We start from the raw sequence: 21,060 nt of genomic DNA, 5'->3' as shown, positions 1-21,060 counted from the left end.
CGCCCCTTTCCAATGTTTCTAAACGGTCAACTGCCGTTTCCAGGATAATGACCCATGGCAAAGGTTGATTTTTATTTACTTACGAGCCGTCAGCCTCAAATCCGGGAGCGATTTGCCTGCAAGTTAACGGAAAAGGCCTATCGGCTTGGCCATCGGATCTATATCCAGGTGGAAGATCAGGAGCAAGCGCAGAAAATGGACGACCTCCTATGGACCTTCCGTCAAGGTAGTTTCGTCCCCCATGCCCTGATGAATACCGAGGAAGCATCCGAAACCCCCGTGCTCATTGGCTATGGGGGCGAACCGGAGAGTGAGATGGATCTCTTGATTAATCTCTGCGCGGAAGTGCCGCGGTTTTTTTCTCATTTTCCACGGGTGGCGGAAATTATCGACCAAGATGAGAACAATCGACATGCCGGACGGCAACGTTATCGTGACTACCGTGACCAAGGTTGTTCACTGGAAACTCACGAACTCAGCATTTAACGCCCTGAGGTCAAGAAGAGGCTTGTTGTTATGGGGGAAATAGCCATCAAAGCCTATTTCCCCCTAGCTGCTCATTTACAGGGTAATTATCGAGACTCAAGGTGTTCTTAAAGCCGACTGTAATAAATTAGCCATCGCTTGCCCGCTCGTGTTCCTCACATAGTCCGTCACTACGGGAATAAATTGGCCAACCATATCGGGAGAAAGGTTCAATTGCTTAAACGAAGCGGCCAATGAAGCCATGCTTCCCAGCGCATTATTCGCATCTCCCATCATGGAAGAAATGCCACTGGTCACATTAGACATCTTAGGCGCTGCGCTCAGCATCTCATTCATTCCCGGCACCGATTGAGATAAATTTGTGAACGCTTTGGAGTCCATGTTGGTTTTCGCCGCTTGGAAAATAGCGCCGGCACCTCCTAAGGCTTGTTGCTGGGAGACGCCTAATTGATTCATCAAAATATCCGTCAAACCCGTTTGGCTAGTCCCCATACTTCTAGCGGCAGTCGTCCCTGCTTCAATCGCTTGCCTCCCGCTTTGCGCTGTTTGTTCAACCGTTGCTAAGCCACTATCCACGGAGCCAACGACATTTCCACTTCCCCCATTGGTCGCGCATCCCATGCCGGAGAGGGTCAATATTAAAATACCCATTTTTATGTAATTTATTTTTTTCATCTGCACCTCTATGCGTAAAAGGAATCCATTGGGTAAACCCATTATAGTATGCTTGCTCCAACTCAACCCCAAACACCCGATTAAAGTTTAGACTAGTGGCAAGCTCTGTTCATCAATGCAAAGAATGACCCTTTCGAAGATTATTTCAGGAGGACAAACCGGCGTTGACCGTGGGGCTTTGGACGCGGCCCTCGACAATCATTTCCCCTGTGGAGGCTGGTGTCCTGCCGGACGGGCCGCAGAGGACGGACCGATTCCTGCTCGATACCCCCTTATTGAACTCCCAGAGGGCGGCTACCGAGAACGGACCCTGAAAAATGTTGAAGACAGTGACGCCACAGCAATCATCTATTTCGGTGAACTTGAGGGAGGGACCGAACAGACTCTTTTGCATTGCCTCCGGCGGAAAAAGCCCTACAAGCTCATTGACGCGACTGAAGTTATGGCTAGCCGGGCGGCCACTTTAATCGTTGAATTTATCGCAGATCATGGTGTCATCAGCTTAAATGTGGCCGGTCCACGGCTTAGCAAAGCCCCCCAGGCCCATACCTACGCCTATGAGTGTGTCACAAACTTGTTGCGACAACAAACCCCTTCAGCTGATGCCCCACAGCGTCCCGGTTAAACCCTGTCCTAGACTGTGATCAGGCAGAAAGGTATTTTCTGATTTCTAGCTTGCTCAATAGTATCTCCGGCCATATCAAGGACATTTGCTCTCAATTCTGTTTGTGACATTTCTACATAGACATTCAGGTTTGCAGGAACTTAATTGGTATTCATTTTTTTCTACCCAAAGGAATGAGGCCACGACCGTAGAGAGCGACAGCATGCGAGTGCAGCGCGAAACAAGTGTCCCCTATAGGCACCTAACAAGACCTGACCCTTTAATTCCCCCTCCCCTTGCGGGAGGGGGTTAGGGGGAGGGGATATATAATCAGCTTTCGAAATCGTATCTTCTACCCTCCTCTCTGCAATAGAATTGAGCCGTAGTTTCAGCAGCCATTTATCCCCAATTGGGTGGTCATCTCTCTACAAGGACGTTTCAACATACGCATGGCAGGCATCGCAGATGGCTTCCACATGTCGGTGATCGGTACCGCAGCAACCGCCAAGCACGGTCAAACGCGGCAGCAAAGTACGTAGCGCACAGTATTGCTCACCCAGTTCCTGGGGATTGCCAATATCCAGCTCCGTGCTTTCATCCAGTTCTGCATGGCTGCGTTTGGAGGCGTTGGCGCGCAAGCCGCGAATGCGCTCGCGCCAGTGGCCACCTTCCTGCAATACCTGTTCGAAATGCGTGGGATGCGCACAGTTGATCATATAATAGGCAGCATAGGCATTAGTTTCGTCATCGGTGCGTTGAATGGCCTCAGCCAGTTGGTCACCAGAGGGCAGGCGACCATCAGTCTCCACTGTGAAGGAAATCGCCACCGGCATGGCGGCGTCCCGAGCCGCCTGGACGATACCGATCGCTTCCTCCACATAGTTCAGCGTCAACGCCGACACCATGTCAGCATCGGTCTGCGCAAAGGTCTCCATCTGGGGCCTATGGTACTCCCGTGCTACCTCTATACTCATGCGGGAAGCGGCGAGATAACCATCGCCCCGTGGACCGAGATTGCCACTGATAACTACCGGCGTCTCCAGTGTCTCATAAGCCGCGCGGATCTCGAGCAACAGACCGATGGCTTTACGATTGGCGTCAGCGAGGGTTACAGCATCGTAACCCAGCTTTGCTCCCCAATCCGGGTTTGCGCGCCAGGTGGGGGCCTCCAGCACAATGCCAAACCCCCACCGGCGCGCGATCTTGACATAACGGGCGAAATAGTGATGCAGTGTATCAAACCCGGCATCGTCCTTAAGCAGATGGAAAGCAGCAAAGTAAGGCAGGTCAATGCCCTCGTGAAAGACCAACGTAGTTTCGAGGCCGCCATCAGTGATGAACAAATCTTCCCGGAGTTGCGGCAGTCGATTACGGTATTGACTCATCATGTACTCCTTGGTGTTGCGTGATCATGATTAATTTCCAGCCTGACAAGTGAGCTGGGCGCCGCCAGGGCTGTGGCTTATCTGTTAAGATACCTATTTCCTTTCAGCTACAATCAGTTAAAATTAAAATGACGTTCAGAAAGGTACTCCCAATCTGCCCCCTTCACTAAAGCCATTTGTGCAAAAAACCGGACAAATCGGCCATGACTACGGCGCCCGTCAACATCGCGATCCTGGTATTCCCTGAGACTACGGGGTCGGTGGTTTACGGCATGTACGACTTGTTTCTATCAGCCGGGCGGGATTGGAGCATCGTCACGGAGGGCCGCCCTGGCCCCGAATTGATTCGGCCGCTACTGGTCGCCAAGCAGCAAGAACCTTTCGCTGCGGGCAATGGGGTGTATATGTCACCCCATACCACAATGGCCCAGTGCCCGGAGAATGCGCTCATCTGCGTGCCGGAAGTTAACCTACCTCCAGGCGCCCCCCTTGCCGGCCGTTATCATGACGAGATTGGTTGGCTCAAACAGCGTTACGCGGAAGGTGCCGTACTCGCCTCGGCCTGCTCAGGGGCGATGTTGTTTGCCGAGGCAGGACTGTTGGATGGCTGCGAAGCCACCACCCATTGGGCCTGGTGCGACGTGATGCGTCATCGTTTCCCGAAAATCAAGGTACATCCCCAACGCGCACTTGTGGTCTCCAGTGAAGGCCAACGCTTGATCATGGCAGGGGGCGGCACCTCCTGGACAGAAGCCAAAGTAAGCCTTCCATCCCCTCAGGTACCTCGCCAGCCGATCGACCCGCTCCTCCAGGCTGATGCTCCAGTTCCGCTTCGTCAACTGACGGACTCGTGCTTTGAACCGTTGGAGAGATTCGGGAGCGATTTTGCGTCGGTTCGGCCACCGTCCCGCCGTGAAAATAAAGCCCAGAAATTGCCGTTTCTGCGGGACATCAACCGCACTCTTCGCCTCATTGACCTTGAGCTTCAGCCGTCCCGTAATGAAGCGCCTAAGGCTATCCATCACCCGCTCCCCGGCCCGTTGGCTTTTGACATAGACATTACAGTCATCGCCGTAACGCACGAAGTAGTGCCCGCGCCGTTCCAGCTCCTGATCCAACTCATCCAGCACCACATTCGATAAAAATGGCGACAATACCCTTCCCACAATGTTGCCTAAAAGGGGTATTTCCCGGTGGAAGCGTCCCCTCATCGACACGAAATACCACGTTGATACGCTCCTGGTCAATCTCAATCCGTTTAACCAGGGTGCGGATCAACGCCCGGCGGCCGCCCCAATCGAGCTGTTCCAGCCCCATTTTAACCTGGGCACTGAACGCCTCCAGCCGGCCGATGACAAGCTGTAAATCGGCCTGCTGCTGGGCCTGGGCGCGCAATTGCTCGGCTTGAGCTTCGAGCGCCTGCAGTCGCTCCTTAAAGCGCCGGATGCGCGGTTCAGCTTCGCTCTTGTCCAGGTAGCCCTCGGCATAGCCGTCGATCAGTCGGGCAATGCCCTGTCGCACTTTGGTGAGGCTCTTCTCCACCCACGCAGCATCGGCTTCACCAGGCGAGAGCTGAACCGCTTCCAACCGACGCTGGTATTCCTCGGTTAACCGCTGGGGATCTTCGAGTAGCCGGCAGACTTGCGACCAGACCGCCTGCTCCAGCCGATCGGTACGCACCGGTTTGTTGTAGCAGAGCCGCTGGCCGCCGAAGCGGTAGGCATCGCTGCCCACACACCGGTAGTAGGCGTACTCGCGCGGATGGTATTTGCGGGCGCTCGGGCTGAGTGGCTTGCCGTAGAAAGCATAGCCGCAGCAGCTGCAGACCAACAATCCTTGTAGTAAATACTTCGCCCCCCGCTGGCCACTACGTGCCCGGCGGCGGTTCTCTTCCAGCTGGGCCTGCACGGCCTCAAACAGCGCCTCATCAACGAGCGGGGGGACGGGAATCGATAGCCATTGGTTAACGGGTAGGTCATAGGTGGAGCGTGCCCGCCGTGGCTGCAGCGTGCGCCCACGCTGTTCGCGCAGCCGGGGACGCAGCTCACCGGCGCGGGTCTTGCCAAACGCTGCCTGGCCTTTATAGGCGGGATTTTTCAAAATGCCCCAGAGCGTGCTGCGATCCCACCAGGTCTTGCCCGCCGGAGTCAAGGTGGGGGCTTCGCTCAGGCGGCGCTGCACCTCGCCGATACTGAGCCGCTCGCGGCCCACCCAGTCGAAGATCTGGCGCACCACCTGGGCCTGCTCATCAACGATCTCATAGCACGCCTCGCCACTTCCTTCGATCCGGGTGATATAGCGATAACCGTAGGGTGCACCGCAGAGCACGTTGACTGAACCCTGCTGGGCTTTATGACGTTTGCCCCGGCGGCTGCGCTCGAGCATCTGCGCGCGCTCGTATTCGGCAATCATACCCTGCATCTGCAGCAGCAGATCATCTTCCGGCGACTGGCCCAGCGGGCGGTTGCAAAATACCAGCTCCACGCCCACGCGCTGAAACTCATCGACCAGCATCACTTGATAGGCGTACTTTCGTGCCAGGCGATCCGGCGAGTACACATACACCCGCTCGACTTCGCCGCCCGCAACGGCATCTCGCAGCCGCTCCAACGCCGGGCGGATCAGCGTCGAGCCGCTGTAGCCGGCATCGATAAATTCATGCTCGGGGCAGAGCCGCTCCCCATCGCCCTCAATGCGCTCACGGAGCGCCGCCAGCTGGCTTTGAATAGTTTGCGCCTGGGCCTGGTGCTCAGACGAGACTCGGGCGTATAAGGCGACGGATCGTGTGCTCATGGCCGCTGCTTCCTCATCGGGGCTACCGCGTTGGGATCAGACCCGCTCTGGGGGCCAGCGCATGCCCTCTTACGACCTCGTAGCGGCACCAACTGAGCATACGCATCGGCCAGATGCGCGCTGGCCAATCGAGGGTGTCAAGTTTTTTGTGTAACTAATTTTCACTTGGGCATCCGCTCAGCGAAGAGGATGACGAATTGATTGAGGGCGGCCTTCCAGTCCCGAATGGGTTGAGTCCATTTTTTGGTGATATTGTTCAGGGCCAGATAGGCAATCCCTCTCGCCTCATCCACTGCACCGCGCTGCACAGGCCCGCGGTAGTCCTGATCCGTGTACAACTGCCATTCCACCGCACCCAAGCCCGGTTTCTCCGGGGAGCAGGCGGCCACCAGAATACTGCACGTGATGAACGCCAACAGCGCCAGCATGCGCTTTCTGCTCATTCTAACCTCCTTATTTATCTGAAGTGATGCTCTGTTCGGCACCAGGCTTGAACGGATGGGTTAGACTCATAATCTAGATCTAGCACATGGGCGTCCACATATCTGGACTTTATTGCTAAGGGACGGAACTGGTTATCATTGAAGGGATTAAAACCATTTTGAGGGTCGGCAACGATTCGTGCGATAAACAGCCACACGGTGGCCCATTTGTTTCACCTGACCTTTTGTATCCCGGCCCCGGCGACTCAGTCGTTCCAAAAATCCTTGAACCGGTCAGTGGATAGCGGACGGTGCGCTGGATATTTTTATGACCCAGATAGTATTGTATGGTGCGGGTATACTGACCCTCGTTAGTAGGTAGGTGTGTAGAGAGGAGAGTGATATTCATAACTCCTCGCTCGTTAGGAGCGAAGGGTTGGATTATGCGCTGATATTAAAGCTGATTACCAACGAACGTGTCATAAACCGCAATAAGAAATTCACCTACTCCAGAAAACGGTAGTGATTTTTTTGATAAATTGCCGTGATTTCCTCTCCATTCCATACATAGCAATAGTGTGGGCCTTGTCGCACAGGTGATAAAACCCGTGGTCGGAAAATGGCGACGCATTCCCCGCCAGGGGAACGTACACTCTCATAAGTAAGGCCATTTGAACCCGTATGGCGTAATGCTTTTGCCAGCGCTTGAGCATGGACATAGCCCCGCGGATCGGGCGTATAAACGTCCGGCATCACGGCTTGCATTTTCCGGATATCATGTAAGTCGGCGTCCAAATCAGACGCGTAGCTTCGCATATCTATTTCGATGGGGAGTTCTTTTGTTGCTGCCAAAAATCGTGCCCGGTGGAATCGAGTCTCCGCTATTGCCGTATCGATAGTATCAGCCGCATAGTAAACTCCATAGGTTCCGTCCGTGAATCGGCTCCCTTCAGGATTAAGATGGGTAAAGGCCGCCATAATCGGCGTCGTTCCAGGTCCAGAAACGCGCTCTTCAGGAGGCACAAGCGCTATATCACCGGCTTCGTCACGCAAACGATCATTGGTGAGCGCTTCAATTTTGAACACAATCTCCAGGTCTTCGGGTTCGGCGACACGATCAAATAGGCCAACGGGTGGAAAGCGGCTGGGAACCAATCTCCAACAAGGTGCCCATTGGGCACGGCTTACCGGCGGTGGGAAAGTCACGACCAGCCGCGTTGGCCATCGAGATATTGCCGAACCACATACAGATCAGCCACATGGCCTTTCAGCATTCGCTCAAGCGCAGATTGACCGTGAAAAGGAAAGGCTGAGTTAGGGCGTTTTATCCATCGATCAGCAGAGGCGGGGTTTGGCAACAGCACCTGCAGTGCTTTATAGATACCAAAAATATAAGAGAGCCTCTCCAATTTGTCTGTATTAAGCTTCGCTAATTCAGGAGTCTTCTTCCATTTAAAATAGGTGCTCCGAGAATCCAAACCCAATAGAGTCATCGCTTCATCGGTATTAAGTTCCCAAGCGTTTGCGATATTAAAGAAAGTTCGCAAAGCACTTTTAGACACCTTGGCGCTATCGACCTGGAGCGGAGTGTGTGCAATCCCCATTATTGACCTCCTCGATAGTCTATTTATAGCTATATTTTAATTTTAAGTCCATAAATAGACTTTATCAAGAAAAGGGATTTCTCCTTTCGGCAAAGGAAGGATTGCCCGCGCGGGCGATGCGTGTCCATCAGCAGTGTAAAAATGGAGGCAGGTGCTGATTTCAGGCACGCTGTGGGATTGGGTATCCCGATTGGAGCCCGAATTGACCAATGCTTTCATAAACCTCTTCCCTAGAACTCTATTTATGCCTAATATTTTTACATGTCGGGTGCTGCTTTCTTGTGTCTAGCCACTTCACATTGATTGTATCGAAAGGTCCAAGCGACACTCTATAGAAGGCAGCATCTGCCTCTCCTTAGCTGTAGCGACCCATGGGTCACCTCAGTCAAAGCTTCTTCTAGCACTTCTTCGCTGATCCCTCGGCGCCTTAGGCTGGCCACTAAGGCGGTGACCGTATCGTGATCGAGCCGCTCTAAATCCTCTCTGAGACCTTGGCCAATGTAAGCCCGCATCAACGGCTGATAACCTGAAAAGCCGAGTAAGGGCGCAATGCGCTTTAGATCCTCCACCACATCTTCTGGCATGCGAAGGGTCACCGTGGTCATCGGCCGGTTCCGATCGAGCCGTTTTTTCAGTTTTTCAATCTTCATAACATTGCCTTTCCGTCCAGGTCGCTTTACGCGCAGGAATGATTCTGACCTGATCTTCTTACAGAAGCACATGCACGACAAACAGCAGATTCCATCGCTTATCCATCCCAAAGGGAGGACTCAACGCGCGAAGCCGCCGAGCTGGCCGACCAGATGCAGCAGGAGATCGAGGCCATGATCGTGGAACGGGACCGGCTTCAGGAAACCCCGGAGCAAGCCCGTGACCAGGTCGCCGGCTTAGAAAAAGCCGCTATTGCCCGGAATCAACAACTGGCCGAGGCCCATGAACGGATCCAAGATCTGGCTTCCCGCTGGGTAGCGTCTTTGAAGGAGGCCAGAGAAGAGGCCCAAGCAGCCGCGAAGCGGGTCACGGCACTGGAGCGGGAAAACGCCGCCCACTCCCAGCGCTTAGAGGACACCACCAGCCAAATGGAAGACCTAAAACAGCGGTTAGAGGCCGCCGAGGCCCGCGAGCGGCAGGCCCTAGCTGAGGCCTCAGAGCTGCGAGGGAGGCTGGAAGGGGCCCAGGCCGATCAGCAGGCTGCCGGAAGGCGGAAAGCCCAAAAAGCCTCCTCAAGAGGAGAAAAAAAATAGCATCGCTCAGCTATTGAGCTCCGCTTCCAATTCATGCTGCAGTTGTTCATTAGCCTGACGCAAAGCCTCACTAACCGTCACCGGATACCCCTGTTTCAAGGATTGCAAAGCATGAAATTCAGGAGGTAAAGCCTCCATTTGCTTCCGGGCATGCTCACGAGCTTGTTCCAGGGAGACCTGTCCCCGTTCAAGCCGTTTGCCTTGATTCATCACCTGCTCAAGCAAGGGCTGACCCTCTAAAGTTTCATCAAATCGAGCGATCACGTCCCGCTTCATCTGGCCTGCTTCAAAGAATCTGAACACTTGCTTGCGGCCAGGCAAGAGTTCCTTGCTAGAAGACAACTTGGTCCGCGGTTGGTTGGCGTATTCGACTAATTTATAAGAGAAATCGAGCTCCGGCGCATCGCCCGAGACAGCCAGTTGGGTTCCCACCCCAAACCCATCGATAGGCGCTCCCTCTTCCAGCAGCGCTTGGATTTTATATTCATCTAATCCGCTGGAAGCCACGATCTTTACCTGATTCAGTCCGGCTTCATCAAGCAACCGGCGTGATTCCTTGGCTAATTTGCCCAAATCCCCTGAGTCAAGCCGGATAGCTTTAACCTTAAAGTCCTGGCCCAAAGCCTCTGCCAACGCAATGACCTTACGAACCCCTGCCAAAGTATCATAAGTATCCACTAGCAAGGTGGTTTCTGGAAATTCCTGAACAAAAGCCTTTAGGGCGGTATATTCATCAGGATGGGCTTGGATGAAACTATGGGCCATTGTCCCTGTAGCCGGAATATTATAATGGCGGCTGGCAAAAACATTGGAAGTAGCGCTAGCTCCAGCAAGATAACTGGTGCGGGCGACCTTTAGGGCCGCATCCGTCCCATGGGCACGCCGTGAACCGAAATCCACCACCCGATGACCCCGAGCTGCGCTCACCACCCTCGCCGCCTTGGTGGCCACAACACTCTGTAAATGAATTTGATTGAGTAGGTAGGTTTCCACCAATTGAGCTTCTGGAAGCGGCGCAATCACCTGTACGACAGGTTCATTTTCAAACACCAGAGTGCCTTCCGGTACGGCAAACACATCACCGGTAAACCGGAAACCCTGTAACTGCTCCAAAAACTGCTGGCTAAATCCCCCTTGTGCCTTAAGCCAGTCCCGCTCCTGGTCCGTAAAACGGAGATGTTCAAGATAATTCAGAATATCATCGAGCCCTGCTGCCATCACAAAATTGCGATGGTGAGGCAATTTGCGGAAGAATAATTCAAACACGGAAACGGCATTCATCCCTTCCGCATAATAAGACTGCATCATGGTCAGTTCATAAAGATCGGTAAACAACGCGCTTTGATGGGGCATATTACCCTGTTGCTCAGACATCACTCTCCGCTAATACCTTTTAAACTATTTTTATTCGCCTAAACTTAAATTATAGCCATTACAGTTGATATTCCAGACACTGAGTAAAGCTTACTTTATAATCCATATTCAGGAGATTTTGGTGTTGTCACTTGCAATACTTTCTCTTATCGTGGCTATTGTGGCCGCATTATTAGCAGTTTTGGGCATTGCAGGGGCTCAATTTACAGAAGCCTTTGTCCTCATTTTTATCATTGCCTTTGTCACTGCATTTATATTGTGGAGGCAATCACCCCGTAAATAAGCATTAGCAGTGAGTTTTGAGGATCTTTATCGCCCCCTATTGGAAGAGAGGCTGGGAGCCGCGCTGGGGAATACCTTTAAAGGGGGGAGCCGCTTCCTCCGGCCGCATGAGGTAATAGCGCGCCGGAGAAAGCCCTCTGTTGAACTTATATCATCTTACATAGGAACACAGCCCCTAAAATTACACATGGGGGCGCATAGCAGGAAGCAGATCATTGAAAGTCCTTCCGCTTGCATTTTCACCAATAGCGTGCATCTTCCACTCATTATTATGACGGTAGACTTTGGCCATGATTTGGGCGCTGTGATCACCCTGGCAGCTTAAATCGTAACGGGCGATTTCAGCATTGTTGCTGCGATTAACCAGGCGGCAAAAGGCATTTTGAACCTGGCTAAAGTTTTGGCCGGTAAAGCTATTGACAACAAACATCAAACTTTTGACATTTGCGGGTACGCGAGTCAAGTCTACAATGATTTGTTCATCATCGCCTTCCCCTTCCCCGGTAAGATTATCTCCCGTATGGGTGATGCTTCCATCTTTACTTTGCAACTGCCGGAACCAGACCGTATCAACGACATTGCCTGCCTCGTCAAAAAGCACGCAAGAGGCGTCTAAATCAATTTGCTGACCGCCACCAAAACCAAAAAATCCCTTTTTCCCTGCGGCATCCCAACCCAACCCCATCACCACCTGACTTAAGGCCCCACCACTTTCTTTTTCAAGAGAGATTTTCTGGCCTTTGACTAGCTTAACTGGCATATACCCTCCTATAGAGCAAATTCGCTGTGGATAAATTTACTTTTGTTTAAACAAAGGGAGATCTTTATGAATTCCCCTTCAGATCTTTGTTTCTTGTGATTGATGTTTATTTCTATAGCGAACAGAAGAAACCAAAGACAAACCAATAAAAGCCGCTCCAATCAAACCGGTAATCACTTCAGGGATATGGACTTTAGTGCTTGCGAGCATGATGAAAGCTAAGGCACCGATAGCATAATGGGCACCATGTTCAAGGAAAACGTACTCATCCAAGGTTCCCTTACGTACCAGGTATACGGTGATAGAGCGCACAAACATGGCGCCAACAGCCAAGCCCAGCATAATAATGATGACATCTTTGGTAATCGCAAAAGCCCCAATGACACCATCAAAAGAGAAAGAGGCATCCAATACCTCAAGATAAAGAAAACCCATCAATCCACTATGCCTTGCCGCATGGACGACCGCTTCTCCTTTTTCCTCCTCCTCAAATAGTCCAGAGGCACTGCCCACCAGCACGAAGAGCATGATGCCACTGATCCCTGACAACAGGGCGCTCAGTTTTTCCTCCGGAGGCAAGACCCCCTGTAGGCCCCACAACACCGCCAATGCGATCACGATCTCAATGGATTCTAACTTGCCGATACCGGCTAATTTCTCTTCAACAATGCCCAACCAGTGCAGCTCTTTGGTCTCATCGAGCAAAAAGGATAGAAAGACCATCAGCAAGAACATACCGCCAAAAGCGGAGATCTCCACATGGGAGGCGAGCAAATGGGTTGAATAGGTCTCTGGATCATTGAGCGCCATCTGCGTCACTTCTAACATTTCAATGTCTGCTACCACGGCGACAATAGCAATGGGAAAGACCAAACGCATGCCAAACACAGCAATGAGAATCCCCCAAGTCAGAAAACGGGCTTGCCATTTGGGGTCCATGTCCTTAAGCACGGAAGCATTAACCACCGCATTATCAAAGGACAGGCTCACCTCAAGAATGCTTAAGATAGCCGCAATAAATAAACCGGTGGGGCCTCCCCATAGAAAAGCCGCAATCAGCCCCACTGCGGTCACTAAGAAGGAATACTTAAAATGTCGCATAAGCTATTTAATAAGTTAATAATTTTCTTTGCCGTATAATAAATACGAGGTGCCGTTAAAAAGATTTCTGAGGACAGAGACAACCATTTGGCTGCTCACAGCACGCGCCATAAAGCTCCGCTTGCAGCAATAACTGTTCCGCCCAAGCGCAGTGGGTAGCCGGTTCGACCATTTGGCTATTGAGCTTGAACACTGCCGGAGCCCCTTCTTTTAGAACCTGTTGCGCCAAATCCATGTCTTTTTGACAGACCCGATAAGCCGCTTCTATCACAGGAACTTGGGTGGGATGGATTGCCGTTTTGGTGAGCAACCCATGAACGATATCCAACGCCACTTCACGCTGCAAAGTATCATGATTATCCAGATATTCAAAAACAGGGGAAGAGAGCGCATAGCCAGCCGGACGAAAAGTTAGAATGATATCATTGATCACGTTTCGCAGCGGCGTATCATATATGGTCAAGTGCTTAGGTCGCCTTAGCCCTAATAAGCGCAGGAGATCATTACCACCAATCCGAAGACACAAGATGGGGTTGCCCACTTCAGCCAATTTATGACGCAATGCCTCAAGCCGTTTTCGGCTAAAGGCCACCTCAGTCTCAAGGGTAGGCATTAACAGCAGATCTGGAATCCGAGCGGCAATTTCCGCATATAAGGGTAGATTTTGCTCATTGACCTTGGGCAGCACAAAGCCATCAATCCTCCTAATTTCAGGAATACGTATTAATTGAGACAACACCTCAGGGTTACGAGGGCGAATAAACCGTAGCATGGAAGAAGAACGCAGTTGCTCCAATACTAACTGTAGATGATTAAGTGCAGGAGCCAACTCTTGTTCCAAGATAGAATCTTCAGTACAAACAACGGCCGAACGGAGGCCGGTGAGTTTTTGTTGATTAAGAATTTTTCCAACATCCTGCCGGGTGGCGGGCATATAAAGAGTGGCACCCAATTCCATGTAACAAGGTATTTGGGCCCGCACCGGATAGGGCTTAGCCGGTTGACTCCTCTGAAGTTGCGACGGATACATGGCTTTTCTCTAGGGTTTATGGGATAGCCTAAGTTGTTTTTATCGTTTTGATAAAAGCCACAGCATTAAAAGGCATATTGGGCTGATGCTCGACAATTACCCCCTTTTCTTCAGCCAATATCAATAAGTGAGCGATGTCCTCTGCCTCTGGATCCCGCAACAAAAGCCTTTCTGGAACTCGGCGCAGCATGACCCGCGTCGCTTCGGCAATACCCGGTTTGATATGGTTAATATTCTTGACCCCATAACGCTTTATCCATCGATCCAGGTAAACCCGGGTTTGGGCATAACGCTGCTCCCGAGGGGCAGAGGGAAGTGGCGCAACCATTTTAGCGTCCATCTCCGCTTCCACCTCGTCTAGGAACCAATGACTGACATCATATTGCCGTAAATGCTCGTAAAGAACACAGCCATGAAATTGCCCTGGCTGAATCTGGTGATTTAATATTGAGCGAGAAACCAATCCTGAAACCGGAGCATTGAGAATACCAGAAGGGATCACATAATCTTCGTAGGTCGCAGCCACACCCGCCACTCCACCAATATCAGAAATGACATAAAGGGTGTCTTTGAGCTGCTCCGGGTGGCGGGCATTCCAGCGGGCAATTGAACGTTTTAGCTCTTCCGTGATCACTCCCTTGGCCGTCCAAGCATCCACGAAGACCATTCCGTCCGCCGGACGCTGATCCTCTCTCAATAAAAACGCCAAAGCTTGTTCATCAATTCCCCGATCCCGAATAATGGAGATCGAATAGTGCCGAGAGTCTACCTGGAGATGACCACTCAAGGCCCGTTGGAGCAAAGCCCCAATGGGTGTGCCCGCCCGGGCCAGTGACACTAAAGTGATGGGCGCTGGCCGCGTGTTTGCAATACTATGGGCCAGCCTCATCACCTCAGCGGCTAAGCGACTCTTATATCGCTCAGTCATGTTTCGGAATAGGGCCAAGTAAGCCTCACTAGGGGGTGACTCAAAGCTGATCATTTCCGAATAATGCTTCTCGCCCGATTGAATGAGGCGCTCCTTCTCCTGGATAGAGAAAAATTTGGCCTGTAGTGGCGTCAGTAAAAATTGGCAATCGGCCTGACGATAGCTACCTGTCAAAGGCTGAAAACAGGATTCAAGCTCGGCGGGATTCTTTACCGTCCTGCTCACTCCCAGATCTCCTGATGAATTTGGCTATTCTGCGGGGTAACCGCATAGTGGCAAGCGCGCAGGAAAGGAATATCGGTCAAACTGTCTCCCATGCCAACAAAAAGAGGCGGCTGAGCACAATGCTCGCGAATAAGCGCCATGAGGTATTTCACCGCCTTGCCCTTATCTGCATAAGGAGGCAGAAGTGCCATATTATGATCATTGCGGTGAACTGCCCCCCCCATTTCCCGGACCCAAAGGGGAGTCACCACTTTCTCAACCTCAGAAAGCTGTTCGGGGCTGCCTTTGATAGAAAGGTAGACCGGTATCTCGGCGTCATAAATAATACGAAATCGTAAATCCACTAAATTTTCCGCCCTCTGACAATCCTCAATTATGGTGAGGAGATGCTGCATCCGGGGCTCCCATAGGACAACCTCTTGCCTAATGCCTCTCTCCCAATCCGGGATTAGAGTATCATCAGCATTCCAGACCAAGGCGCCGTGACTGGTGATCCGGTAACTGGAAAAAGAGGGTGAACGAATTCTGCCTAACGCCGCTAAATTGCGTCCCGTCACAGGAATCAAAGTGCAGGATTCGAGTATCTGCAACAACAGCAGTTGCTCCTGGGAATGGAAAGACAAAGGACGCCCTTCCTTATCTACCGCAGCTTCCGTTAACGGACCGGGGGTGAGACACTTACGCTGGGTCTGCAACAAAGTGTCATCTAGATCAGAAAAAACGAATACGGAGTGCTTCATTCAGCGGTCCTGCGAGGCGCTGCGGTCAACCCCCCAAACACTTCCTCCAAGCTGTTCTGGAAGGTTGTGATTCCGTGCCAGTTCGGCATGTTCATAAGCGATAATAACGTCCCCGCTACGGGGAGGATTATGAAGGTAATTGTCAACACCTTCTCCATATTCGTCTTTAAAGCTAAGGCTTTCGCCAATCGGGCCACCCAACTGAACGGGCGAACGGGTTGTACTCTGAAATAAGACGTCAAACCCCCTTTTTTCTAACCATTCGGCCCATAAAAAGGGTTGAAATTGAAACTCGCCGGTCCCCACAACGGAAACTTTATGCTCTTTTGGGTAAGGACCACTTGGGATAAGGGATTTCTCTCCCATACCTATTCCCCGCCGCCCCGTCTGTGGCAGAGCTTGTAAAGCCGGCTGAATCGACTCGACTTTTCCAGGCAGGGAAGGTCTAAATGCTGGACTAGGGGTAAAGGAAAATGTTCCTTCCAATAAACTGATAAAAGACACAGGCCTGCCAATTTTTTCTTGAACTGCTTGTTTTTGCTCAGGGGAAAGCCAATCGACAATCGACACCAGTATAACTTGGCGAATATTGGATAACTTCTGTGACAATTTATAGCCCAGTTGTGCCAATGTCCTCCCGGTACTGACTTCATCATCCACGAGAACCAAGGTTTGGGCCTCGGCAAATCTTTGCTGGAAAGCAGGCAATGGCCTATAGAGGATATGGTCAGGGGCATGGCTATGCACTTCATCAAAACATACCCACTCACTGACCGGCAGCCTATGGCGGGTAGTATGCTGAAAAATCACATCACGGCGCTTTGCTTTCCGGGCCAAACTATCCGCAACGCCTGCCCCTAGGCCCGTAGCCGTTTCCGCCATACCGATGAAAATTACCGAACCTGGCACCTCCAAAAGAGGCGTCGCTAACCGATGGTAAATGTCTCGCATTGTTGAGGGTTTACAGGGAATATGCTTACCAAGGACCTTGGAAACAAACAAATACCCTCGCTTAGGATTAGCTCGGCTGGCAAAATCTAATAAATCATTCAGGGGAAGATGGGCTTTATGGACTTCAATGTTTAGAGTTCCCGCAGCAAGATGGATGGTCTGGCTCATAAGGAGTCCAACCATTGTTGAATGCGCCAGCGAAGGGCTGGCGCATTCCTTCAATGGATTGTTCAACCGATATTAACACCGAAATCCCTAGCCACACCGGCCAATCCTCCCGAATAACCTTGGCCTACTGCTTTGAACTTCCATTCCTCGCCATGGCGGTAAAATTCCCCGAAGATCATGGCAGTTTCGATGCTGGCATCCTCCGATAAATCGTAGCGGGCAAGTTCCGCGTTGTCGGCGTTATTAATCGCTCGGATAAAGGCATTACTCACTTGACCAAAATTTTGGTTACGGGACTCAGCTTCATGGATGGTGACGACAAAAACGACCTTTTTGGCTTCTGCCGGCATTTTAGAAACATCCACGACAATTCTTTCATCATCCCCTTCACCCTCGCCGGTACGATTATCCCCCGTATGGGTTACGGCACTACTAGGATCAGTCGCATTGTTATAGAAAATAAAATGGTTATCGCTCAACACCTTGTTGTCTTCGCCCAAGATAAGCGCGCTGGCATCCAAATCAAAATCCGCACCATCAGTCGAACGAGCATCCCACCCCAGTCCAAAAGCAACCTCTTTCAGTCCAGGGGCTTCTTTGCTCAGAGATACATTTTGTCCTTTCTGCAAAGTTACCGCCATTGTTTTACTCCTTTCAATCAGTCTCTAAAGATCAAAATCAGCGGGATTCAGTCCCAGTTCTGAACAGATTTTGCTTACCATTTTTCTTTCAGAGTTGTCAAAATCCCCGTCCGATGCACCGATAGCACAACAGACACGTACTAAAAGCCGAGCTTCTCCTTCTCTCTTTTTGACCTTACTTACTGCCTGAAGCGCATTAGCTTCGCCAATGGCAAGATCAAACTCAAATTGATCGGAAAATTTCTCAAATAACTTGATGACGTCCCCGGTATCAAAGACCGATAACACATCGGAGGTTTTCAGAAACCCCATCATCTTCTGCTTCTCTTCAGGTTTGACGACGCCATCGGCATAGGCTACTAGGGCGCATCCCGCCACAACCCCTTCAAGAAAATCCCTATTCTTGATCTTCGTCACCTCATTTTTCAGATTGGTAGAGACTTCGTCAAATTTACCCTTTAACCAACTCAAAGCCATTATATGTGAACCTCTTAAATTTGCGTGGCATTCTGAGGAAAGTTGACATGAAAGACCCTGAATGCCAAACTTGCGGTTAATATACTCTTTCGATCCTTGTTTAGACCTGTATCGTTTCCCGTCTACCTGTATCGTTTCCCGTCTAGATGACTTTAGGGCATCTAATGTAATGAGCGAGCAGCTCAGCAGCAATAAGCTAGCATACCTATGCCGCCACAAAAAGCAAGCTTCATTTGGCGGCAGAAAATCGCTATCCCAACTCAATCGCTATTTATTAATATAACTAAAAATCAATGAGTTATCTATATGAAAGCGTTTTTAAGAACGATAATAGGGGCGATGTTGGCTTTCTTTGCCTGGAGTCAACCGATACTGGCAGAGGAGACTCAACGCCCTCCCTTTAGTATCGGTGACATCGAATTCCTTGGCAATGAACCGAGCTACTTGGATCTTGGGGCTGGAGCTTTTGACTTTAATGATGATGAAACCTCCGCCGCGGGCTATATTGAATACCGGTATGGGAAAAAGCTGTTTTTCATCGGCCCCGTCCTTGGGATCATGGCAAACACGGACGGGGGGGTTTTTGGTTACGGCGGTCTTTACGCCAATATTAAGTACCAAAAATTAATCGTTACTCCACTGGTTACCCTCGGGGGATACCACCAAGGGGGCAGCAAAGATCTTGGAGGAACCTTCCAGTTTAGAACTGGCATCAATTTTGCTTATCAGTTCGATAGGGGTTCCCGCCTGGGTATACGACTCGCTCACGTCTCTAATGCTAGCATCCATGACCGTAATCCGGGCGAAAATGAAATATTTTTGACCTATGCGCTCCCCTTAGCTTTTTAGCCATTAGTTTTTTTCAATCACTCTCTAATTTAAAGAGCAGCAACCATGACTAGCTTTGTCACTGGAGCGACGGGCTTTGTGGGCTCGGCGGTAGTAAAGCAGCTCCTCAATGCAGGAGAGACCGTCCGAGTATTAGCGCGACCCAATAGCAATCGGCGTAATCTGGAAGAACTCCCTGTAGAAATTTTTGAAGGCGATCTCCAGGATCAGCGGCTATTAGAAAAAGCGCTCCATGGCTGTCAAGCCCTATTTCATGTGGCGGCTGATTACCGATTATGGGCGCGCCGTTCCCAAGACTTTTATGACACCAATGTCCAAGGCTCCCAAAACATCCTCCTGGCTGGGGCCGAAGCTGGGGTTAAACGTATTGTTTACACCAGTAGCGTCGCCACCCTGGGATTGAATACCGATGGCACGCCGGCCGATGAGGAAACGCCCTCCAGCCTTGAAACCATGATCGGCCATTATAAACGCTCTAAGTTTTTAGCCGAGGAAGCCGTCAAGGACCTGGGAGACAGACTAGGATTGGACATCGTCATTGTGAACCCTTCTACCCCCATCGGCCCCCGGGATATCAAACCCACCCCTACCGGCAAGGTGATTGTCATGGCTGCTGCGGGAGGCATGCCTGCCTATGTCAACACCGGTCTTAACGTCGTCCATGTGGACGATGTCGCCACAGGGCACCTCTTAGCCTTTGAAAAGGGTGAAACCGGTAACCGTTATATTCTTGGAGGCGAGAACCTTACCCTTCGGGAAATTCTGGAAAGCGTTGCCCACCTCACCCAGAGACGCCCTCCTAAAATCCGCCTTTCCCCCCATGCCGTCATGCCCATCGCCTATCTTGCCCAAGGCTGGGCACAGCTGACTGGAGGTAAGGAACCCATGACCACTGTGGACGGCGTACGGATGGCCAAGAAATATATGTTTTTCTCCAGCGCTAGGGCGGAGCAAATGCTAGGATATAAGTTCCGGCCCGCTCAGGAAGCGCTTCATGATGCGATTACCTGGTTTCGGGCCAATCACTACCTATAGGGCTTTTCCTGCTCCTCAATCAGAGGAAAGGAGATGGTATGTCCAATTCGTTTCGATTTGTCGTTTGCACCCATAACCTATGGAAGGATGAACGCTGGTCGGATCGTCAAGAACCCCTGCGGCAATTCATCACCCTCCATCAGCCGGACATTCTCTGTGTACAGGAGCTGCGCCCCCAGAGTCGCGCCCTACTCGATCAAGTGTTGAAAACCCATCAACGGGTGGATGACTCCTTTGGGGGCTGGATAAAGGAGGGCAATATTTACTGGAATCAGGCACTTTTCAATCTGATAGAATACGGAGCGGAGGACATTGGGATCCTGGAGCAGTGGCGCCGTCTATTTTGGGTACGGTTACAGCCCCTAGCCACCGCCGGGCCGCCACTCTTAGTTGCCACCGCCCACTACACTTGGCCTGGCAACCGCAAAGAGCGCAGCGACGGCATCAATGTACGAATCGGGCAAGCGCTAAGCACTGTCAAGGCCCTGAACCGGCTAGTCGATCCGTCTTCACCGCTATTGTTCATGGGGGATCTTAACGATCACTATTTACCGCTGAAAGTGCTCCGGGAAGCCGGCCTCACTGATTGCTTTACTGCCTTGAACCGCATTCCCCATGTGACCCGTCCCACCTTTCCCACCCATGATCATACCCCTGAGGTTGTCGACTGGATGCTCCACCGGGGGCCGCTACAACCCATGACCTGCGATGTGGTGGATTTCTTTGTAGAAGACGTCGCTCCCTCTGATCACAAACCCCTGCTTACCACTTATCGGTGGACATAAAAAATCCAGTCATCTAGCTTGGGGATGAACCAGCCCATCAATCACCCATTGAGCTTGCCTGACTAATCCCAAACAGCTAACAGCCTTCCTGTTTTAATTCTATTCTGCCCTTGATATGAATAAATATTCAAATAAAATTTGATTCATATAAGGGCGTATTAATGAGCGACTACTTTCCAAAAAATACCCGCGCTGCTTTAGCCAAAGAAACGCTGTCGTGTGCAAATCTACTCAAGGTGCTGGCAGATGAAACCCGTTTAGCTATTGTTGAACAGCTTTTGAATGGCCCCAAGCATGTGAGCACAATGAATGAAACACTAAGGGTGGAACAGAGTCTATTGTCCCATCACTTGAAGGTATTACGTAAGGCAGGCTTTGTTTTGGCTGAACGGGATGGCAAAAGTATTCGGTATCGGCTGGCTCCCCATGTTGCCTTAGCGTCTAAAAGCAAAGCCATCAACTTAGGATGCTGTTTTCTTTCATTTGACTGAGTTGCTGAGA

At 51.1% G+C, this 21,060-nt stretch carries 25 protein-coding genes; 8 read left to right on the top strand and 17 right to left on the bottom strand.

Going from position 1 to position 21,060, the window contains the following annotated elements:
* Positions 1-54 precede the first annotated feature (54 nt).
* Positions 55-486 (top strand): DNA polymerase III subunit chi, encoded by a 432-nt coding sequence (locus NHAL_RS14575; RefSeq protein ID WP_013033916.1) that lies wholly within the window; start codon positions 55-57, stop codon positions 484-486.
* Between the two features lie 96 nt (positions 487-582).
* Here NHAL_RS14575 and NHAL_RS14570 read toward each other — a convergent pair whose 3' ends face one another.
* Positions 583-1,203, bottom strand: a complete 621-nt coding sequence (locus tag NHAL_RS14570; protein ID WP_041355027.1) for a DUF2780 domain-containing protein — start codon at positions 1,201-1,203, stop codon at positions 583-585.
* Between the two features lie 73 nt (positions 1,204-1,276).
* Here NHAL_RS14570 and NHAL_RS14565 point away from each other — a divergent pair, with 73 nt between their 5' ends.
* Entirely contained in the window at positions 1,277-1,786 is a 510-nt protein-coding gene (locus tag NHAL_RS14565) for a putative molybdenum carrier protein (RefSeq protein ID WP_203434326.1), read from the top strand.
* A gap of 404 nt (positions 1,787-2,190) precedes the next feature.
* Here the strand turns inward: NHAL_RS14565 and NHAL_RS14560 are convergent, their stop codons facing one another.
* The 7 genes from NHAL_RS14560 to NHAL_RS14530 all read right to left on the bottom strand — a co-directional run bounded on the left by NHAL_RS14560 (position 2,191) and on the right by NHAL_RS14530 (position 8,619).
* The gene (locus tag NHAL_RS14560) at positions 2,191-3,153 is read right to left on the bottom strand and encodes a homocysteine S-methyltransferase family protein (protein ID WP_203434325.1); all 963 of its coding nucleotides are present in this window, start codon (positions 3,151-3,153) and stop codon (positions 2,191-2,193) included.
* 563 nt (positions 3,154-3,716) lie between these two features.
* Positions 3,717-4,361 (bottom strand): reverse transcriptase domain-containing protein, encoded by a 645-nt coding sequence (locus NHAL_RS22525; RefSeq protein WP_083761410.1) that lies wholly within the window; start codon positions 4,359-4,361, stop codon positions 3,717-3,719.
* The gene (locus tag NHAL_RS14550) at positions 4,270-5,943 is read right to left on the bottom strand and encodes a recombinase family protein (protein WP_013033911.1); all 1,674 of its coding nucleotides are present in this window, start codon (positions 5,941-5,943) and stop codon (positions 4,270-4,272) included. The genes NHAL_RS22525 and NHAL_RS14550 overlap by 92 nt, the downstream gene beginning before the upstream one ends.
* A gap of 161 nt (positions 5,944-6,104) precedes the next feature.
* On the bottom strand, positions 6,105-6,386 hold the full coding sequence (locus NHAL_RS22020; RefSeq protein ID WP_083761409.1) for a hypothetical protein: 282 nt from the start codon (positions 6,384-6,386) through the stop codon (positions 6,105-6,107).
* A gap of 483 nt (positions 6,387-6,869) precedes the next feature.
* Positions 6,870-7,571, bottom strand: coding sequence for an RES family NAD+ phosphorylase (locus tag NHAL_RS14540; RefSeq protein WP_013033910.1), 702 nt, complete (start codon positions 7,569-7,571; stop codon positions 6,870-6,872).
* Entirely contained in the window at positions 7,568-7,969 is a 402-nt protein-coding gene (locus NHAL_RS14535; RefSeq protein ID WP_013033909.1) for an MbcA/ParS/Xre antitoxin family protein, read from the bottom strand. Before NHAL_RS14535 ends, NHAL_RS14540 begins: the two co-directional genes overlap by 4 nt.
* Before the next feature lie 329 nt (positions 7,970-8,298).
* Complete coding sequence (locus tag NHAL_RS14530) at positions 8,299-8,619, bottom strand: hypothetical protein (RefSeq protein ID WP_013033907.1); 321 nt, start codon at positions 8,617-8,619, stop codon at positions 8,299-8,301.
* A 153-nt stretch (positions 8,620-8,772) separates the two neighbouring features.
* On the opposite strand from NHAL_RS14530, the gene NHAL_RS14525 reads away from it, so the two are divergent.
* On the top strand, positions 8,773-9,213 hold the full coding sequence (locus NHAL_RS14525; protein WP_157862577.1) for a hypothetical protein: 441 nt from the start codon (positions 8,773-8,775) through the stop codon (positions 9,211-9,213).
* A gap of 6 nt (positions 9,214-9,219) precedes the next feature.
* Here NHAL_RS14525 and NHAL_RS14520 read toward each other — a convergent pair whose 3' ends face one another.
* Entirely contained in the window at positions 9,220-10,587 is a 1,368-nt protein-coding gene (locus NHAL_RS14520; protein WP_013033905.1) for a nicotinate phosphoribosyltransferase, read from the bottom strand.
* 121 nt (positions 10,588-10,708) lie between these two features.
* Here NHAL_RS14520 and NHAL_RS21650 point away from each other — a divergent pair, with 121 nt between their 5' ends.
* A complete protein-coding gene (locus NHAL_RS21650) occupies positions 10,709-10,870 on the top strand; it encodes a hypothetical protein (protein ID WP_013033904.1) in 162 nt (53 codons plus the stop codon).
* Between the two features lie 180 nt (positions 10,871-11,050).
* On the opposite strand, the gene NHAL_RS14515 is transcribed toward NHAL_RS21650, so the two are convergent.
* From NHAL_RS14515 to NHAL_RS14480, 8 genes are all read right to left on the bottom strand, one after another.
* Positions 11,051-11,629, bottom strand: a complete 579-nt coding sequence (locus NHAL_RS14515) for a TerD family protein (protein WP_013033903.1) — start codon at positions 11,627-11,629, stop codon at positions 11,051-11,053.
* A gap of 78 nt (positions 11,630-11,707) precedes the next feature.
* The gene (locus NHAL_RS14510; RefSeq protein ID WP_013033902.1) at positions 11,708-12,730 is read right to left on the bottom strand and encodes a DUF475 domain-containing protein; all 1,023 of its coding nucleotides are present in this window, start codon (positions 12,728-12,730) and stop codon (positions 11,708-11,710) included.
* A 55-nt stretch (positions 12,731-12,785) separates the two neighbouring features.
* Positions 12,786-13,760, bottom strand: coding sequence for an HpcH/HpaI aldolase/citrate lyase family protein (locus NHAL_RS14505; RefSeq protein ID WP_013033901.1), 975 nt, complete (start codon positions 13,758-13,760; stop codon positions 12,786-12,788).
* Positions 13,761-13,788: 28 nt separating this feature from the next.
* Positions 13,789-14,913, bottom strand: a complete 1,125-nt coding sequence (locus tag NHAL_RS14500) for a cysteine protease StiP family protein (RefSeq protein WP_013033900.1) — start codon at positions 14,911-14,913, stop codon at positions 13,789-13,791.
* Complete coding sequence (locus tag NHAL_RS14495; RefSeq protein ID WP_013033899.1) at positions 14,910-15,653, bottom strand: HAD-IIB family hydrolase; 744 nt, start codon at positions 15,651-15,653, stop codon at positions 14,910-14,912. Before NHAL_RS14495 ends, NHAL_RS14500 begins: the two co-directional genes overlap by 4 nt.
* The gene (locus NHAL_RS14490) at positions 15,654-16,772 is read right to left on the bottom strand and encodes a phosphoribosyltransferase domain-containing protein (RefSeq protein ID WP_013033898.1); all 1,119 of its coding nucleotides are present in this window, start codon (positions 16,770-16,772) and stop codon (positions 15,654-15,656) included. It lies immediately after the preceding gene.
* Positions 16,773-16,834: 62 nt separating this feature from the next.
* The gene (locus NHAL_RS14485) at positions 16,835-17,413 is read right to left on the bottom strand and encodes a TerD family protein (protein WP_013033897.1); all 579 of its coding nucleotides are present in this window, start codon (positions 17,411-17,413) and stop codon (positions 16,835-16,837) included.
* Positions 17,414-17,437: 24 nt separating this feature from the next.
* Positions 17,438-17,890 (bottom strand): tellurite resistance TerB family protein, encoded by a 453-nt coding sequence (locus NHAL_RS14480; protein ID WP_013033896.1) that lies wholly within the window; start codon positions 17,888-17,890, stop codon positions 17,438-17,440.
* Between the two features lie 306 nt (positions 17,891-18,196).
* Between NHAL_RS14480 and NHAL_RS14475 the strand changes: the two genes are divergently transcribed.
* From NHAL_RS14475 to NHAL_RS14460, 4 genes are all read left to right on the top strand, one after another.
* Positions 18,197-18,739 carry an acyloxyacyl hydrolase gene (locus tag NHAL_RS14475; protein WP_013033895.1) on the top strand — a complete coding sequence of 181 codons (543 nt, stop codon included), beginning with the start codon at positions 18,197-18,199 and terminating at the stop codon, positions 18,737-18,739.
* A 45-nt stretch (positions 18,740-18,784) separates the two neighbouring features.
* The gene (gene hpnA / locus NHAL_RS14470) at positions 18,785-19,774 is read left to right on the top strand and encodes a hopanoid-associated sugar epimerase (RefSeq protein WP_013033894.1); all 990 of its coding nucleotides are present in this window, start codon (positions 18,785-18,787) and stop codon (positions 19,772-19,774) included.
* A gap of 38 nt (positions 19,775-19,812) precedes the next feature.
* Positions 19,813-20,559, top strand: coding sequence for an endonuclease/exonuclease/phosphatase family protein (locus NHAL_RS14465; RefSeq protein WP_013033893.1), 747 nt, complete (start codon positions 19,813-19,815; stop codon positions 20,557-20,559).
* 161 nt (positions 20,560-20,720) lie between these two features.
* A complete protein-coding gene (locus NHAL_RS14460) occupies positions 20,721-21,050 on the top strand; it encodes an ArsR/SmtB family transcription factor (protein WP_013033892.1) in 330 nt (109 codons plus the stop codon).
* Positions 21,051-21,060: the final 10 nt, after the last annotated feature.

The organism is Nitrosococcus halophilus Nc 4 (assembly GCF_000024725.1).
GTDB classification, from domain to species: Bacteria; Pseudomonadota; Gammaproteobacteria; order Nitrosococcales; family Nitrosococcaceae; genus Nitrosococcus; species Nitrosococcus halophilus.
The sequence above is the reverse complement of the archived record's forward strand: the minus strand, read 5'-3'. Positions and strand labels throughout refer to the sequence as shown.

Excerpts from the sequence above, each read along its gene's own strand:
- NHAL_RS14575 (WP_013033916.1), top strand. The coding sequence starts at position 55 with ATGGCAAAGGTTGATTTTTATTTACTTACGAGCCGTCAGCCTCAAATC.
- NHAL_RS14570 (WP_041355027.1), bottom strand. The coding sequence starts at position 1,203 with ATGGGTTTACCCAATGGATTCCTTTTACGCATAGAGGTGCAGATGAAA.
- NHAL_RS14565 (WP_203434326.1), top strand. The coding sequence starts at position 1,277 with ATGCAAAGAATGACCCTTTCGAAGATTATTTCAGGAGGACAAACCGGC.
- NHAL_RS14560 (WP_203434325.1), bottom strand. The coding sequence starts at position 3,153 with ATGATGAGTCAATACCGTAATCGACTGCCGCAACTCCGGGAAGATTTG.
- NHAL_RS22525 (WP_083761410.1), bottom strand. The coding sequence starts at position 4,361 with ATGAGGGGACGCTTCCACCGGGAAATACCCCTTTTAGGCAACATTGTG.
- NHAL_RS14550 (WP_013033911.1), bottom strand. The coding sequence starts at position 5,943 with ATGAGCACACGATCCGTCGCCTTATACGCCCGAGTCTCGTCTGAGCAC.
- NHAL_RS22020 (WP_083761409.1), bottom strand. The coding sequence starts at position 6,386 with ATGAGCAGAAAGCGCATGCTGGCGCTGTTGGCGTTCATCACGTGCAGT.
- NHAL_RS14535 (WP_013033909.1), bottom strand. The coding sequence starts at position 7,969 with ATGGGGATTGCACACACTCCGCTCCAGGTCGATAGCGCCAAGGTGTCT.
- NHAL_RS14530 (WP_013033907.1), bottom strand. The coding sequence starts at position 8,619 with ATGAAGATTGAAAAACTGAAAAAACGGCTCGATCGGAACCGGCCGATG.
- NHAL_RS14525 (WP_157862577.1), top strand. The coding sequence starts at position 8,773 with ATGCAGCAGGAGATCGAGGCCATGATCGTGGAACGGGACCGGCTTCAG.
- NHAL_RS14520 (WP_013033905.1), bottom strand. The coding sequence starts at position 10,587 with ATGTCTGAGCAACAGGGTAATATGCCCCATCAAAGCGCGTTGTTTACC.
- NHAL_RS14515 (WP_013033903.1), bottom strand. The coding sequence starts at position 11,629 with ATGCCAGTTAAGCTAGTCAAAGGCCAGAAAATCTCTCTTGAAAAAGAA.
- NHAL_RS14510 (WP_013033902.1), bottom strand. The coding sequence starts at position 12,730 with ATGCGACATTTTAAGTATTCCTTCTTAGTGACCGCAGTGGGGCTGATT.
- NHAL_RS14505 (WP_013033901.1), bottom strand. The coding sequence starts at position 13,760 with ATGTATCCGTCGCAACTTCAGAGGAGTCAACCGGCTAAGCCCTATCCG.
- NHAL_RS14495 (WP_013033899.1), bottom strand. The coding sequence starts at position 15,653 with ATGAAGCACTCCGTATTCGTTTTTTCTGATCTAGATGACACTTTGTTG.
- NHAL_RS14490 (WP_013033898.1), bottom strand. The coding sequence starts at position 16,772 with ATGAGCCAGACCATCCATCTTGCTGCGGGAACTCTAAACATTGAAGTC.
- NHAL_RS14485 (WP_013033897.1), bottom strand. The coding sequence starts at position 17,413 with ATGGCGGTAACTTTGCAGAAAGGACAAAATGTATCTCTGAGCAAAGAA.
- NHAL_RS14480 (WP_013033896.1), bottom strand. The coding sequence starts at position 17,890 with ATGGCTTTGAGTTGGTTAAAGGGTAAATTTGACGAAGTCTCTACCAAT.
- NHAL_RS14475 (WP_013033895.1), top strand. The coding sequence starts at position 18,197 with ATGAAAGCGTTTTTAAGAACGATAATAGGGGCGATGTTGGCTTTCTTT.
- hpnA (WP_013033894.1), top strand. The coding sequence starts at position 18,785 with ATGACTAGCTTTGTCACTGGAGCGACGGGCTTTGTGGGCTCGGCGGTA.
- NHAL_RS14465 (WP_013033893.1), top strand. The coding sequence starts at position 19,813 with ATGTCCAATTCGTTTCGATTTGTCGTTTGCACCCATAACCTATGGAAG.
- NHAL_RS14460 (WP_013033892.1), top strand. The coding sequence starts at position 20,721 with ATGAGCGACTACTTTCCAAAAAATACCCGCGCTGCTTTAGCCAAAGAA.